Below are 14,007 nucleotides of genomic sequence, written 5' to 3'. Positions count from 1 at the left end.
TCAGCCGTTGGCGGGCAGGGTGGCCACCACGAAGCCCTTGTCCACGATGAGGTTGCCGCCCACCATGGCGTCGCCCAGAATGGTGAGCATCCGCTCCACCGCCTTGACAGACTCATCCACCCGGACCGTGTAGGGGCCGAAGAGGCCCAGCTCGTAGTTCATAGGGTCGCCGTACACCATGGTCTGGATGGCGGAGGAACCCTTTTGGGAGGTGGAGAGGGCGGTGAGCTTGGAGGAGATGGAATAGGGCACGATGGTGCCGCCCTCCCGGATGGTGCCGGTGTTGGGGTTGGCGGCGTCGGGCACGATGTCGAAGAGCCGCTGCTTCTCGTTGGTGCCCCGCAGCTTGCCCAGGGCCAGCAGGTCCTTCTTGTTGAGGTAGAGCCGGCAGTTGCCGCCCAGCTCCTCGTCGCCGCCGTAGGCGAACATCAGCTCGGTCAGCAGGTCGGGGCCGACCTTCTCCACGTCCAGGCTGGCGTAGATGGGGCTGCCCGCCATGTTCTTGGCAGTCTTGACGCCGAACATGTCGTTGGTGGACTGCCCGTCGCCGTTGAAGATCATCCCCACCGTGCTCCGGCGCATGGACTTCATAGCCATGGCGAAGATCTTGGCGTAGTAGTTGGCGGGGGTGAGCTTGGAGATGTTCCGGTCCACATAGCTGGTGGTGGTCAGCTCATAGGGGGCGATCTTGGCCACGCCCAACTTGGGATCGTCGGAGGCGGCGCGGGCGGTGCCGGCGGCGGTGGTCACCTTAGCCCCCTTGGCGTCGGGCTCGGAGATCACATAGGGCTCCAGATAGGCGGACATGCCGTTGAGATCCTGCACATACACCTGGTCGATGATGGCGCCCACGCCGTAGCCCAGGGCGTCCCGGATGTCGGTACCGGCGCCGGTGGGCTGGGCCATGGTGCCGGTGGCCAGGGTCACGGACTTCTCGGTATGCTTGGGGACAAAGAGGGCCTTGGCCACCTCCAGAGGAGAGAAGGTCACCTCGTGGCCCTTCATGAGCTCATTGCCACGCTCCTCCGCCTTGTCCTTCTCCTCGGCGGGGTCGGCGGCCTTCCCCAGGAACTTCCGGTCCTGCTCCCGGACCAGGTCCTCCACGTCCTTGATCTCCTCGTTCATCTTGGTCACCTTGGCCATCTCGGCGCGGTACTCCTCCCGCTTGCCCTCCTTCAGCAGGGTTTCGGCCCCCTCCAGTAGGGCGGTGCGCTGGGTCTTCAGATCGATCAGCTTGCGTCTCATTGTGTTCCCTCCATTAAAATCTGTTTTTCTCCAGCTCCAGCAGGGCCTCGTCCCGCCAGTCCTGGCTATCTGCGCCGGGCGCTCCGCCCGGAGGGGGATCTTCCGGGCCATCCGGCCCGCCGTAGCGTTTGACCACACCGGCCGCCGGCTGGGCCGGCACCGGCAGCATGGACACCTCATAGGCGTCGGTAGCACCGTCCAGCTCGATGTAGCAGAGCTTGCCGTCATACTCGCAGCCCTTGACGTGTTCGCACCAGGCGGTAGCCCGGTCTGTGCCGCAGATGGAGCAGACGGCCCGCTCCACCGCTACCCCCACGCTGCACTCCCGCAGGAGGCCCGTCTCGATGGCGGCGATGGTGTCGCCGTTGCCCTGGAGCCGGGGCATATAGCACCGCAGCACCAGCTGCTGTCCGCCCTCCACGCCGGGCATCTCCTCCACCCCGGCGGCGTACACCCGGGCGGTCTGGCTGCCGGCGCTCCACTTGTGGTCCAGCAGCACCGGACGGCCCACGAAGAGCTTGGCCAGGGCCTCCAGCGTGCGCTCGGTGAATCGCTCCAGGTCCCGGTCCACCTGGTTGTTGCAGGCCGCCAGGCGGAAGGTGTAGACCTCCTCCGCCGCCAGCGACCGCAGAGCCTGGACGCTGATGAGGGCCAGGTCCTCCTCGGTGGCCTCGGCCTTCAGGAGCCGGGCCGCTTTCATGATCTGTTCCATTCACGTCTCCTCTCCCGGGGCGGTCTGCGCCCCGGCTCGTTTCCGGCTCAGCTCCGGCCAGTCCTCCAGGGGCACATAGTTGAGGGAGGCCTTCCGGGCGTCCCCGCCGGGCACGTCGGGCCGGTCCTCCAGCTCCTCGATGTCGTTGACCGAGAACACGCCGATCTCGTTCATGGCCTTGTACCAGTCCTTCCGGGCCGAAGTGTCGCCCCGGAGCTCCGCCATCATGTTGATGCGGATCTCCAGTCCGGCGTCCACCTGGCTCTGGGTCAGCAGCTTCCAGGTCCGCTCCTCCTCGTACTGGGTCACATTGGGGTGGAGGGTGCCCACCACGTATTCAATGGCGTTCTGCTCGTTGGAGCCGTAGGCCTGCTTGCCCTCCTGGAGCTTGTAGAGGGGCACTCCGAAGTAGCGGGCGATGTCCCGGACCGAGACTTCCCGGCTCTCGATGAACTGGGCGTCCTGGTTGCTCACCGACAGGGGCTTGTATTCCAGTCCGAAGTCCAGGATGGCCACCCGGTGGCTGTTGCTGGGGCCGGCGTGGATTTTCTCCCACTCACTCCGCAGCTGGTCCTTCAGGGTGATCCAGGTGCCGTCCGGCCGTTTCAGCGGCTTCCCATTCTGGTCCTTGGCGTAGCCGCCCAGGTCGCTCTCGGTGCGGAGGACGCCGGAGGGCTGGCCGCCGTTTTCGTAGTAGGAGCGCTCATACTGCTGGGCCGCCAAGCTGGAGGCGATGACCTCGCTGGCCCGGCGGAGGACCCCCACGCCCTTCAGCCCGTCCCGGGAGGCGGCTTTGTAGTGGCAGATGTCCTCCTGGGGCAGCCGCATTGGCTCTCCCGTCCAGGGATTGGTCACCGTGTACCACACCCGGCCGCTCAGATCCCGCCAGGGTTCCACCAGCTCTCCGGGCACGGGGATCAGCTCCGTGATGCGCCCGGTGCGGGGGTCCCGCAAGATCCACTCGTAGCCGTTGCCGGTAACCAGGCGGCTGGTCTCCACCACCTTTTTGGCCACAAAGGGGCTCATGGCCTCGTTGGACCGAACGTTGAGGAGCCGCAACAGGGGCAGGTCCACCCGCTGCCGGGTCTTACTGTCCATGATGTAGGAGGGCAGCTTGCCAATGGAGTCGCTGAGGATCTCAATGCACCGGTCCACCGCCGAGAGCTTCCGGGCCAGGCTCTCACCTGCCTCGGTGCCGCTCAGGGGATAGCCGGCGGCCACCAGCCCCTCCGCCGTCACCGCCTTGCTGACGGTGGGCGACCGGGCCAGGGCCCGGATGCCCTGGGTCATGCTCACGGCTCTTCCCTCCTTCCCATGGCGCTGAGCACCGCACCGGCCATGGCCAGGGCCCCGCCGGTGATGAGCCCGGCTGGCAGATAGATCAGTCCCGCTCCCACCGCCACCGCTGCGGCGCCAGCCACCAGCACCAGATCGGCGCTCATGCGGCCCAGCGCCTTCTTCCATCGCTTCATCCGACTCCTCCTTCCGTGTCCGACTTGGACACCCTATAAGCTGAAGCCCGGCCGCTCCATGGCCGCCGCCAGATCCGGCTTGGCCGTTCTCTTTACCAGCACCCGGGCCGTGGCATTCATCGCCGCCGCCACGGGGTCGATGCGCTCGGTGTCATCCTTGTGCCGTTTGCTGAGCTTGATATCCCCATAGTTGTCCTGGATCTCGATGGCATTCTGGAGGCACCAGAGCACCAGCGGGTTCTCCTCGATCACAACCCGGTCCTGGAGCAGCAGCTCCCGGAAGGTCTTGACCGCCAGGTTTTGTCCGGCGCAGGTCTGGCTCACCTCCACACAGAAGTCCTCCCGGTTCCGGTCCTCGTTCATGCGGATGGCCAGGTCCGTGGCGTTGTGGCCGTCATAGTCCACCTCGTCCACCTTCCAGCCGTGCTCCCGCTCGCCGGCACAGATCCAGTTGTACACATAGCTGTTGTCGGTGACGGCGCCGGGCGTGAGGGTGCAGTAGCCGCCCTGGGCCCAGAACTTATACGGCACCCGGTCCGTCTTTTCGTGCCGGTCGGCCCCGTTCTCCGGCATGAAGCCGTGCATCTTGATGGCCAGACGGTCGTCCGGCAGGTCAAACACTGCCGCAGCGCCGCTCAGGTCGATGCGCTTGCCCAGATCGAAGCCGCAATGGCAGTGGAACCCATCCGTAAGGGCGGCAAACTCCGCTTTGGGAACCATGGCCGTCCTGGCTTTGGCCATGCAGTACTCGTCCAGATAGTGGTTGACGCTGCCCACCTGCCACAGACACATCCGGCGGGTGAGGAACTTGCGGATCTTGTTGGGGTCGTTGGAGGCATAGGCGGCGTTGTGCTCGTCCCGGATCTGCTTGAGCAGGATCTCGCTGTACCGGCTGGGAAAGCGCAGGCAGGGATTGGGTTTGGCCCATGCCGCCTCATTGTGGGGATCATCCCCCTCATCCAGCTCCCGGATCATGACAAAATAGCTCTCGTCAACGACCGAGGGGTCCTCCAGCACCCGCTTGGCGTACAGCTCCTCCTCGTAGCAGGGCTTGCTGCCGGCGTCATCTCCGGCAGTGGTGATGACGTCCAGCAGGGACTGCGCCCGCTTGCCGAAGGAGTTGGTGCCCAGGTCGTAGATCTCCGAGTTGGGGTGGGCGTGGTACTCATCCACCACGAAGTAGGTGGGGGCACCGCTGTCCTTGTTCTTGGTGTCCTTGGATAGGGCCCGCATGAAACCGCCCCGGGTGCGGTGGACGATAGGATTGGACCTGGGGATCAGCAGCCGCTTGGCGATGTTGGGACTGGCCAGAGCGATCTTCTTGGCGTCCCCTAGCACCCGCATGGCCTGGCCCCGGTCCACGGCGGCACACTCCACCTCCGGCTCCTGCTCAAATTTGGCCAGCTCCGGGTGGTAAGGCGGATAGATGGCGTCGCCGCACATATGGTGCAGGCCCTGACAGGACTTCTCACTGGACTTGTAATTGCCTCTGGCCCGCTTGTTGTAGGTGTGGGTAAACCGCCGGGCACCGGTGTCCTTGTGGACCCAGCCGTAGGTGCAGCCCAGGTCGAAGATCTGCCAGGGCTCCAGCTGGATGGGCTTTCCGGCGTCCACGCCCCGGATCTGGACACACTGACCGAACCACCGTATAATGCGGTCGGCCCGGGTGGTGTCGAACACGTAGGGGAAGTCCTCCGTCCCCTGCCGCTTCAGGTCGTCCAGATGCCGCTGGCAGGCCAGGATCTCATACTTGCAGCACTGGTCCCGCAGGCGGCCCTGTGTCACCTGCTTGGCATAGACGGAAACGGGATGGTGAAGTCCGGACTGCCACCTAGTCGCCAAACAGATCACCATCCGGGTCTGCCCGGGCCTCGGCGGCAGCCTGGGCCCGTTTCTGGGCCAGGCGTACCCGTCCGGACGGAGTAAGGCCCAACTTCTCGGCGTACTGGAGGATGTTCCGCTCCAGGGACTGCATCTTGCCGCTGACGGTGTCCAACTTGGACACCGCATCGGCCGCCGCCTCCGTTTCGTCCTTGGCTTTCTTCAGCTCCTGGATGGCCTGGGAGAGCACCTTGCACTGCGTCTCGTACCGGGCCAGCATCACGCAGTAGACCCCCAGGGCATCGCTGTCCAGGTCGTCCAGGATGGCCAGGCCGTCCATCCGCTCCAGCACCTTCCGCCAGTAGCGGCCGGCGGCAGTGTTTTTGGTCATGATGGCCGGCTTCTCCATCCTGGATTCCCGGCCCCGGTCGGGGATCACCCCCTCCTCCGCCTGCTGCCGGAGCTGCCGCTCCTCCTCGGTCAGATTTTTGCTCATGTGCTCCAGCGCCTTGGGCGGCGTGGGCATACTCCTCACCTCCTGTGTCAGCCCGGCCCAGCAGAGGGCCGGGATCTCCATCGGGGAGATTTTCTCACATTCGAGGGGCCGCGAGGTCTTACGCAAGTGGCCCCAAAACCTTTTTGACCCGGGCTCCCCTCCAAGCCGAAGGCTTCCCCTGGGCGTGTCCGGGCGTGCACGCGCCCACGCGTCCAGGCGCGGACGTAGCTTTCCCTCTCCGAAAAGGCTCACGCTCTCGTCCGCTTTCTCCGTTCTTCCGCCTGCTCCCGAGCCGTCTTCCGGTCGTGGCAGCGCTTGCACAGGCTCTGATGGTTGGCCGGGTCGATGAACATCTGCCAATCTCCCCGGTGGGGTGTGACATGGTCCACCACGGTGGCCCGGGTGCGAACGCCATGCCGGGCACACTCCCGGCACCAGGGCTCCCGCAGGAGCTGGGCCGGCCGCAGGTCGTCGGTCCATACGGGCAGGTTGTACCAGCCGTGGTATTCCGCCGAGGCCCGGCGCTCGGCCCGCTTGGGCTTGTGCTTGGGACAGTAGCCCTCTCGGGTGAGCGCCGGACACCCGGGATGTCGGCAGGGTCGGAGCGGCTTCATGGCCACGGGCTATCACCTCCGGGCAAAACAAAAAGCCAGCGCCCGACCTTTCCCCGTATTGGGGTCATGTCGGGCACTGGCTAAAAAAGCACTGGCCACTTTCGATATCCACGATGTGAGTCGCCTTACAGTGACGGCACCAGATCTGGAGGCATGTCGCCCTCGTATCCGGCCGGACCACCTGGCTCGTCCGCATCTTGCAGGATGGACATATCACATATCCGTCCTTCACGATTAGTTTACCACAATTCCGGTCCATTTTCAACGCTTCCGTTCGCATTCTATTCCTCCCTCCCGGTTGTTACAGACGGTTTCCAGACAGATAAAAGACGCGGGGCTATTCCCTTTTCCGTCTGCGCGGTGGCCTGGTCCCTTTCTTCTCCTCCCTCCTGCTCGGCAGCAGATACTTCAAATAAAGGTAATCGCCGAACTCGTTGTGCTCCTCCCGGCGGTCCAGGATGATAGCGCCGGCCGGCGCGGCGATGGTCACATTGTCCGGCACCGGCTCGCTCACCGTCTTTGGCTTGGCCAGCCCCACGGACGGCGTCCATGATCGGGCGCCCACCTCAGTCCGGCCCACCTCTCTGGGCTCCTTGGTGAGGTACTTGGCCAGAGCCTCATAGCCCTGCCAGAGATCCAGCCGCTCCAGCTCCACCTGGCCGTAGGTCCACAGGGACCGCAGGACCTCGATATCCTCGCCGGTGCCGTTGAGGAGCAGATGGTGGTGGAGCCGTCCCCCCTCCGCCGAGAGCTGCTCCGTGATGTAGATGTACTTGAGGGCCTGCCCCCTGGCCTTTCGGTGCCGGCGCAGGAGCCGCAGCAGCTTCCGGAGGAGCCGGACCGCCGCCTGCCGGTCCGCCGGAAGGTGCTCGTCGTCGTAGGTGAGCACCACATGGAGGTCGCCGGGGCCGAAGTTGGCGGCGATGAGCAGCTCCAGCTTCTGCCACGCCCGCCGGAGGTTGATCCGCTCCTGGGCCTCGGTGGACATCCGGCGCTTGGCCGTGCGCTCCGCCTCGGTGTCCCTGCCGGTGGCCACGGTGTAGCAGACGCCGGACACCAGCCGTCCGGCGGTGATGGTCTTAAGTCGTTTCGCCATCTCAGCCCTCCGGGTCCAGCCGGTCTAAAGCGGAGCCAATGGCCCGCCAGGTCTCCATGGGCAGCTTGCCCCCCAGCAGCGCCTCCCGGAGCACCGTCGCCGTCAGACCCTGGCCAGCCGCCTCGGCCAGCGGCTCCAGGGAGCCCAGGCCGTGGCGGTCCCGGTACCGGCGAAGGGCCTCGTAGATCCGCCGTTTTTCCTTCGCCCCGCAGCCGGTGAAGGCCACCTCTCCCTCCGGCTCATCGGGTGCTTCCGGAGGACCGTCCGGTCCCGTCCCTCCGGGGTCCTGCACCCGGACGCCCCCCAGCTCCGGGAGCTCCAGCAGCTCCCACTGGACCCCCTTGCCCACGATGAGGACGCCCAGTTCCAGGCTTTCTTTGACATAATTCCGCATCTGGTAGAGATCTCCGTCCAGTTCCGAGGGCACCGTCACCACCAATACGCTGCTCATATGTACTCCTTTCCGAAACGGGAACAGGCGGGGCCGCCGCCCCGCCGTCCCTGTTCTTTTTTGTGTCCAATCGATTGACAATCCGCGCATGGGCCGATATGCTAGGGTTGAAGGAGGGATCGACATGACTTTGGAACAGCGCCGGTCGCAGCTCCGGGTGGAACTGATGGATCTGGTCTGCATCGTGATAAAGCTGCATCTGTCCGATCCGGCCAACGCCGATCAAAACCCGTTCCTGGCCGAGATAGAGCGACAGATGGCGGAGAAAACCTCCGAACTGGAGACCATCAACGCCAAGCTCTCCGCCCCTGGTTATCAATTCCGGCGGGAGATCCACTCCTTCCGCTGGCTTTTCTGGCTCATAGGCGGCATGACCCTCCTGAGCACCCCTCTGCTTCTCCCCTTTGACAGCTCCGGCCTTTGCGCTCTGACCGGCCTGGCCGCTGTGCTCAGCCTGAGCCTGGCCGCCTGGGGAAGTACCCTTCCCAAGTGCTGAGCATACACCTTTCCGCTTTCCGACCGCCGCTCTGCAAAGGGCGGCGGTTTGTTTTTTGCGCCCGTGGGCAAGCTACCGCCGGAGGTGATCGTATGGACGATCGGTATGCCAACTTTGCAGAGGACCCGGTCATGCAGGCCTATTTCTCCCAGCTCCCCACCCCCATCCGGGAGCAGATCCGCGCCCGCAAGCCCCAGCCGGCCACGCTGGAGGAGCTCCAGCGCATGGCCGAGGAGGTCAAGCGGCTGTTTTAAGGCCCCGCAGGAAGCGCCGCCCAGTCGTGGGCGGCGCTTTCCGCTATCCCACGTCCAACTTCAACTGCTCGGGCAGCTTCTCTTTGATGGAGACCACCCGGGCGTCACCCAACTGCTCCAGTGCCATGCCCAAAACCTCCTTCACGCACTCCGCCGCCCCCGGCGGCGCGTTGACCTGGATGGTGACGATCAGCATACCGAAACCTCCCCTAAACTTTCTCCATACACTTATCCGCAGCTTTCCACCAACGCCGCTGCTCTTTACTGGCACTGTCCATGGCTTTTTCGAGAGTCGCTGCCCGTTTGATAACATGTTCTGGGATGGCAGATATTCGCTTCCCGTGATACGGTGCGAGCAAAGAGTTATATTCAGACAGCGCCGAGGAAAAACGCTCCCCGGCCAGCTTGGCTTTGCGATTGTACTCATCATACCGGTGGAGCATTATATCCGCTTCAAACCGTTTCAACGAATAAGAGAGGTCAAAGGCATGTTGCTGTATCCACCAAATCAACTCTTCCTTGGTTGCTTCCTCCAGCTTCATTCAGTCAGCCCCTTTTCGTACGCCGGGCCAGCCGTACCGCCAGGCGAATGTGACGCAACGGGTATAGTTCTTGTCCCACTCCCAGCCGCCAGGGCGCTTGCACGCTCCGTGGGCATCGTCATGCCACAGGCAGTTGTGGCAGGTCCGCCGGTAGGCGTCCAGTACGATCAGCTCACCCATCGTCGTTAGTCTCCTCATTCCTATCTTTCTGCTTGACATTTTCACGATACCGTGATACAATAGCATCATGAAAGGGGTGCATACCATGCCGGTCATATCCAGATTTTATGGCCTGACCATCAAGATGTATCTGCTGGGCAGCGAGCACAATCCGCCTCATATCCATGTGATTTACGGCGAATACAACGCCGTGATCGACATCACGGATCTCCGGCTCCTGGAGGGCGACCTTCCGGCCAAGGGGCTGGCCATGGCACTGGAGTGGGCCAGGCTCTACCAGGCCGACCTGCTGGACATCTGGAACACCCAAAACTTCCGGAAGCTGCCCCCGCTACAATGAGCGGGGGCGGTTTCCCCGCCGAAAGGAGGCGCTCCATGTTTCACAAGATCAAGTCCGCCGCCCCTCTGCCGGGGCTGCGCCTGCTGGTCCACTTCGCGGACGGCTGTACGAAGATCTACGACGTGTCCGCTGCCCTCTCCCGCGCGCCGGCTCTGTCGGCCCTGCGGGACGCGCCCGGCCTCTTTGAGCAGGTCTCCGTGGACCCGGGCGGGTACGGGGTATCCTGGAACGACGACCTTGATCTGGACGGGGCGGAGCTCTGGGCCAACGGCATGCCCGCCGCCTCTCCCTTTGACGGCCTGCTCTCCTTTGGGGAAGCCACCGACCTTTGGGGGCTCAGCGAGAGCACCCTGCGCAAGGCCGTGGCCTACCGCCGCCTCACCGACGGGCTGGACGTCCAGAAGTTCGGCAAGCAGTGGCTCATCACCCGCGCCGCCATGGAACGGGAGTACGGCCCACAGCCCAAATAGCGTCCCCCCTCTCCGGAGCCGGCGTCCATATAGGACGCCGGCTCCGTCCCTTTTCTCTCACGCCGTCCTGGCCTGGGCTTCTTTGCCCGCCGCTTTCCGGCGTGGCACCTTCGGAGTGCCGTCCTTGTTGCGCTTGCTGCCGTCCCGGAGCCACCGCAGCCAAGTGTCCAAAAAATCCTTGTGAATGATTCTGGGACTGACCCGCCCCGGGTTCTCCGGGCAGGCGCTCCGCTCGTTGTCATATCCGTGGATCTGCCGCAGCTGATTCCCGTCCATCTCCAGGGTGATGTACGGGGTAGCCGGGGCATTGGTCCGGCGGAGGAACAGGATGGTGGTCACACCGTTCATGTGCCGTTCGGCGTAACCGCCCACACAGTGGCACAGAGCCTTGCCTTCCCGCCGGATGGCCAGGCTCGTGGCCGGGAACACGATCTTCAGCCCGTCCAGCTCAAACTCATACTTGAGCCGCCGCTCCTTCAGCGATGCCGCCCGCCGCTTTTTCTCCTCCCGAGCCTGCTTGTCAGCCAACTCCTCGGTAGCGGAGTCATGGGCGGCGGGGAGATCCTCCGGCCACAGCACCTTGCTGTGCTCCATACATCTCCCCAGCGCATATGCCGCCTCCCAATAATCCCGGTAGAGCTCAAAGAGGGTGGCGTAGCGGTCATCGGTTCGCTCGGAGATCCGGTCCAGGTACCGCAGGAAACGCCCAGGTGTCAAGTGGTGCTTTTTCAGAAACCTCAGCACCTCCATGGCGTTTACCTGGCAGCCCCAAAGGTTCCGGAAGTCCATGCAGAAAGGCAGGTCCCAGCGCTCTCCCCAGTGCTTCAACACATAGTTCCGGATGGCCAGCACCTCCAGGGGCGGCTGCACGCCCAAAAACCAGCTCAACTCCCGTTTGTTCAGCCCGAAGGCCTTTCTGGGGTCGGTCTCCTCCCAGCACATGGCTGCCGCGTTCTTCTTTCTGCTGTAAATGAGATCGCTCAGTGGCTCCCAGGGTCCGGACTTCACCAGCATCTCCACCTGTCTGGGGTAAATGGCGTAGGCGGTCAGGTAGGAGATGAAGTCGTCGAAGTAGGCGGCATACCCTCTGGCCCCGCCGGGGCGGTACTGCCAGTGGTCGAAGAAGCCGCAGTATCGGAAGAAGGGCTGCCCATCCAGCTCCTCCCGGTTGAGGATGGAATAGGGCTCGTAGTGGTACCAGTAGATGGGGCCGTCCTTGAAGGGCTCGCTCACCAGCTTCCGGCGGCCCAGCTTGTCCCGCTCGTAAGTGATGACCGGCTCATGCTCCCGATAGGTGGCCTGGTAGTCGGCCTGCATCACCTCTCCCCTGGCAAAGCGGTAGCCGCTGGAGCACCAGGCAGTGGGCCGGGCGGTGAGCCCCTCCTCGCTGGAATAATCCTTCCTCAGCGCCAGGGCGTCGGCGTAGAGGGCGTCTCCCCTTGCGTGGAGGAGCACCGTTAATTCCACCTGGCGCAGAGACGTCCGTTTTTTCGCCTTGGCCAGGTCGATCACCGTCACGCTGCGCCCGCACCATGGGCAGGTCCACGACTCCCTGTGCCTGAGACGGTCCAACAGTTCCCGGTGCCCCTCCGTCTCCATCCGGGTCAGACAGGGGCGGTACTCCTTGTGGCCGCAGCAGGAGGTGTATAGCCTCACACCGCCCAGACCCATCAGGTCCACCTCTTTTCGGAAGAACAGGTAGTGTGGGAACAGGTCGTTCATCCGCACCAGGTCCTCCTCGGTGACGGTGGGCCAGCTGTTCAGGAGTTCCCGCTCCCGCTCCGTGTACTTCACCCTACCCGCCCCCTCAGAAGAAATCCGAGAGGTCCAACAGGATGCCGGTCTGCTGCGGCTCCGCCGCCGGCTCCAGCTGGACGCTCATGGTGAAGTTGACCCTGGCCCCGTCGAAATAGAAGGACGCCGCCCGGCGGTAGGCCTCCAGATCGGAGAGGGAGCTGCCCACCCCCTTGGCCACGGCGGCCATGCAGTCCGGGAAGGAACCTCCCTGGGCCACAGCCTGGGCGAACTCCTCGTTTTGCTGGCAGAACTCCAGGAGGGCGTCCCGGACGGCGGACTTCATGGCGCCCTCCTTCTGACCCTTGACCTTGTCATACTCATCCTTCAGGCGTTTCTCCGCCTGCTCGTACCAAGTGGTCATTCCACACACCTCCCGATGGCCTCTGCCAGGGCTTTCATGGCCTTCTCCGCCCCCTGTGCGGCAGTCTGGTCGGGGCGGTTCCGCAGCTTGAGGAGGATGCCGCGCATTTTGTTGGCCGTCTCCTGGGACTGCTGGAAGAGGACCTTGAAGGTGGCCATGTCCTCGTCGGAGGAGAGCGCGGCGTTTTTCCGTGCCTGCTCGGCGTCCTTCAGTTGGACCTGAGCCTGCTCCAGAGCGGCCTCGGCCTCCTTCCGCTTTTCCTCAGCCTTGGCTTTGGCCGCCTTGGCCTTGTCCAGCTTGGCCTGCATCTCGGCCACGGCCTCCGCCCTGGCCTGGGTGATGGCCTCCTGGTCAACCACCGTCTCCACCGCCACGTCCACCGGCCGATTCTTCAGCTCGGTGAGCTCCCGCTCCAGGCGGGCGGTCTCCTGATCGGCCCGCTCCTTCTCTTCCCGGGCCGACTCCAGGGTGGCGTTGACCACCTTCATGTCGGCCTCCATCTTCGCCCGGGCGGCTTCCGCTGCTGCGGCGTCGGCCTTGGCTGCCTCGGCAGCCTTCCGGGCCTCATCCCGGTCCTTGATGGCCTGTTCCAGCTGACGAGTGGTCATATCAACCACATTGTTTTCGGATAGGAACTCTTCCCTGTCTTTTTCCGGCAAAGCCAAGAGCGCCAAGGCTTTGGAGGCTCCCAAATTGGCCAGCGCTGGCCGATTTGAAAGCTGCCGGTACATTTGCATGAACCGTCTGGCCGTCCGGTCCGAGTAAGACACTTTTTCGGTCAACCAGGGCAGCCACTCCCCATGAGGGAGCATCTCCTTTGCCTCAATGAGGCATCGCCCAATGGTGAGAATGGCCTCCCCACCCCGGCGCTGGGCGTCCAGAATATCCTCCGTGATCGTTTCAATGGTCCGCTCAGCTGGCTCGGCCGGCAGGCTCATCCTGGCCTCGTACTCCGCCTCCTCTGCCTCCCTCCACTTGGCCCGTCGGCGCTCCTCCTGGTCGTCGATCTCATAGCCCGGCCGGGCGTTGGCGTCATAGTAAGGGCAGTCCAGCTCGTGGCCGACGTGGGCACATTTCTGCTCGCACTCGGCCTGGAGCGGACAGCGGTCATTGGTCTTTCCCATGACAATGCTCCTCTCCGTTAAATTCCGTACTTGGCGACAAATTCGCCGTAGCTCATATGTAAGCTCCTGGCCCTGGCGGCGATCTGCCCCAGGGTGAGCTTCTGATCGGGCGGATCTTTGCGGCGCTTCCGGGCGGCCCTGGCCTTGCTCTCCCGCTGGGTGGACTTCTTGATCTCGCCCCGGCACTCGGGGCAGTAGCGGGAGTTGACATGGCCCACGCATTGGGCTCCGCAGATCTCGCAGGTGTAGGGTACGTTCATTTGGCCTCCGCCTCCCTCAGCTTGTCCAGGGCCCAGAGGATGGCCTCGGCAACCTCCCGGTGCTCCTTCTCCCGGTCGGGGTCTGCCCGCATCAGGGACAGATGGCGGCGGTACTCCGCCTCCAGCAGCTGTATTTTACGTTTCTCCATCGTCAACCTCCGATCCGGAATTGTTCGGGGATCTCTTCCTTCGTTTTCCGCCGGTAGGACATACCGGAGATTTTACTGGTGGCCAGGGAGAACGCCAGCTTGCATCCACCCACAGACCCGTGCCGGT

The 14,007-nt window shown here is 64.0% G+C and carries 22 protein-coding genes; 4 read left to right on the top strand and 18 right to left on the bottom strand.

Annotated features, from left to right (window positions below):
• The 10 genes from E0E29_RS06020 to E0E29_RS18030 form a co-directional block, all read right to left on the bottom strand.
• A complete protein-coding gene (locus E0E29_RS06020; RefSeq protein ID WP_165449817.1) occupies positions 1–1,245 on the bottom strand; it encodes a phage major capsid protein in 1,245 nt (414 codons plus the stop codon).
• A 13-nt stretch (positions 1,246–1,258) separates the two neighbouring features.
• Positions 1,259–1,957, bottom strand: a complete 699-nt coding sequence (locus E0E29_RS18040) for a hypothetical protein (protein ID WP_165449816.1) — start codon at positions 1,955–1,957, stop codon at positions 1,259–1,261.
• A complete protein-coding gene (locus E0E29_RS06015) occupies positions 1,958–3,247 on the bottom strand; it encodes a phage portal protein (protein ID WP_242622541.1) in 1,290 nt (429 codons plus the stop codon). It abuts the gene before it with no gap.
• Between the two features lie 2 nt (positions 3,248–3,249).
• Positions 3,250–3,429, bottom strand: coding sequence for a hypothetical protein (locus E0E29_RS18035; RefSeq protein ID WP_165449814.1), 180 nt, complete (start codon positions 3,427–3,429; stop codon positions 3,250–3,252).
• Positions 3,430–3,462: 33 nt separating this feature from the next.
• Positions 3,463–5,271, bottom strand: coding sequence for a terminase large subunit (locus tag E0E29_RS06010; protein ID WP_207303576.1), 1,809 nt, complete (start codon positions 5,269–5,271; stop codon positions 3,463–3,465).
• On the bottom strand, positions 5,261–5,776 hold the full coding sequence (locus E0E29_RS06005) for a P27 family phage terminase small subunit (RefSeq protein WP_165449813.1): 516 nt from the start codon (positions 5,774–5,776) through the stop codon (positions 5,261–5,263). The genes E0E29_RS06010 and E0E29_RS06005 overlap by 11 nt, the downstream gene beginning before the upstream one ends.
• A gap of 218 nt (positions 5,777–5,994) precedes the next feature.
• Complete coding sequence (locus E0E29_RS06000) at positions 5,995–6,360, bottom strand: HNH endonuclease (RefSeq protein WP_165449954.1); 366 nt, start codon at positions 6,358–6,360, stop codon at positions 5,995–5,997.
• 64 nt (positions 6,361–6,424) lie between these two features.
• Positions 6,425–6,619 (bottom strand): cysteine-rich KTR domain-containing protein, encoded by a 195-nt coding sequence (locus E0E29_RS19395; protein ID WP_130850795.1) that lies wholly within the window; start codon positions 6,617–6,619, stop codon positions 6,425–6,427.
• 78 nt (positions 6,620–6,697) lie between these two features.
• Positions 6,698–7,456 (bottom strand): rolling circle replication-associated protein, encoded by a 759-nt coding sequence (locus E0E29_RS05990; protein ID WP_130849109.1) that lies wholly within the window; start codon positions 7,454–7,456, stop codon positions 6,698–6,700.
• Between the two features lies 1 nt (position 7,457).
• On the bottom strand, positions 7,458–7,907 hold the full coding sequence (locus E0E29_RS18030) for a hypothetical protein (RefSeq protein WP_165449812.1): 450 nt from the start codon (positions 7,905–7,907) through the stop codon (positions 7,458–7,460).
• Between the two features lie 124 nt (positions 7,908–8,031).
• Between E0E29_RS18030 and E0E29_RS05980 the strand changes: the two genes are divergently transcribed.
• The gene (locus tag E0E29_RS05980) at positions 8,032–8,403 is read left to right on the top strand and encodes a hypothetical protein (RefSeq protein WP_130849107.1); all 372 of its coding nucleotides are present in this window, start codon (positions 8,032–8,034) and stop codon (positions 8,401–8,403) included.
• A gap of 92 nt (positions 8,404–8,495) precedes the next feature.
• Complete coding sequence (locus E0E29_RS18025) at positions 8,496–8,657, top strand: hypothetical protein (protein ID WP_165449811.1); 162 nt, start codon at positions 8,496–8,498, stop codon at positions 8,655–8,657.
• Between the two features lie 43 nt (positions 8,658–8,700).
• On the opposite strand, the gene E0E29_RS18020 is transcribed toward E0E29_RS18025, so the two are convergent.
• From E0E29_RS18020 to E0E29_RS05970, 3 genes are read right to left on the bottom strand one after another with little or no spacing between them, the layout of a single operon-like run.
• Positions 8,701–8,853 (bottom strand): hypothetical protein, encoded by a 153-nt coding sequence (locus E0E29_RS18020; RefSeq protein WP_165449810.1) that lies wholly within the window; start codon positions 8,851–8,853, stop codon positions 8,701–8,703.
• Positions 8,854–8,866: 13 nt separating this feature from the next.
• A complete protein-coding gene (locus tag E0E29_RS05975) occupies positions 8,867–9,199 on the bottom strand; it encodes a hypothetical protein (protein WP_130849106.1) in 333 nt (110 codons plus the stop codon).
• The gene (locus E0E29_RS05970; RefSeq protein ID WP_130849105.1) at positions 9,200–9,379 is read right to left on the bottom strand and encodes a hypothetical protein; all 180 of its coding nucleotides are present in this window, start codon (positions 9,377–9,379) and stop codon (positions 9,200–9,202) included. It lies immediately after the preceding gene.
• An 85-nt stretch (positions 9,380–9,464) separates the two neighbouring features.
• Here E0E29_RS05970 and E0E29_RS05965 point away from each other — a divergent pair, with 85 nt between their 5' ends.
• Both E0E29_RS05965 and E0E29_RS05960 read left to right on the top strand, forming a co-directional pair.
• Positions 9,465–9,719: a DUF4160 domain-containing protein gene (locus E0E29_RS05965; protein ID WP_130849104.1), complete on the top strand. Its 255-nt coding sequence runs from the start codon at positions 9,465–9,467 to the stop codon at positions 9,717–9,719.
• Between the two features lie 35 nt (positions 9,720–9,754).
• On the top strand, positions 9,755–10,189 hold the full coding sequence (locus E0E29_RS05960; RefSeq protein WP_130849103.1) for a helix-turn-helix domain-containing protein: 435 nt from the start codon (positions 9,755–9,757) through the stop codon (positions 10,187–10,189).
• A gap of 57 nt (positions 10,190–10,246) precedes the next feature.
• On the opposite strand, the gene E0E29_RS05955 is transcribed toward E0E29_RS05960, so the two are convergent.
• The 5 genes from E0E29_RS05955 to E0E29_RS18010 are packed head-to-tail and all read right to left on the bottom strand — an operon-like array spanning position 10,247 to position 13,880.
• Positions 10,247–11,983, bottom strand: a complete 1,737-nt coding sequence (locus tag E0E29_RS05955) for a PcfJ domain-containing protein (protein WP_130849102.1) — start codon at positions 11,981–11,983, stop codon at positions 10,247–10,249.
• Between the two features lie 13 nt (positions 11,984–11,996).
• The gene (locus tag E0E29_RS05950) at positions 11,997–12,347 is read right to left on the bottom strand and encodes a hypothetical protein (RefSeq protein WP_130849101.1); all 351 of its coding nucleotides are present in this window, start codon (positions 12,345–12,347) and stop codon (positions 11,997–11,999) included.
• The gene (locus tag E0E29_RS05945; protein WP_165449809.1) at positions 12,344–13,471 is read right to left on the bottom strand and encodes a DUF3102 domain-containing protein; all 1,128 of its coding nucleotides are present in this window, start codon (positions 13,469–13,471) and stop codon (positions 12,344–12,346) included. The genes E0E29_RS05950 and E0E29_RS05945 overlap by 4 nt, the downstream gene beginning before the upstream one ends.
• A gap of 17 nt (positions 13,472–13,488) precedes the next feature.
• Positions 13,489–13,731 (bottom strand): hypothetical protein, encoded by a 243-nt coding sequence (locus E0E29_RS18015; RefSeq protein WP_165449808.1) that lies wholly within the window; start codon positions 13,729–13,731, stop codon positions 13,489–13,491.
• Entirely contained in the window at positions 13,728–13,880 is a 153-nt protein-coding gene (locus E0E29_RS18010; RefSeq protein ID WP_165449807.1) for a hypothetical protein, read from the bottom strand. Before E0E29_RS18010 ends, E0E29_RS18015 begins: the two co-directional genes overlap by 4 nt.
• Between the last annotated feature and the right edge of the window lie 127 nt (positions 13,881–14,007).

The sequence above is a fragment of the Intestinimonas timonensis genome (assembly GCF_900626145.1).
Classification (GTDB): Bacteria; Bacillota; Clostridia; order Oscillospirales; family Oscillospiraceae; genus Intestinimonas; species Intestinimonas aquisgranensis.
This window is presented reverse-complemented; position numbering and strand designations above follow the sequence as displayed.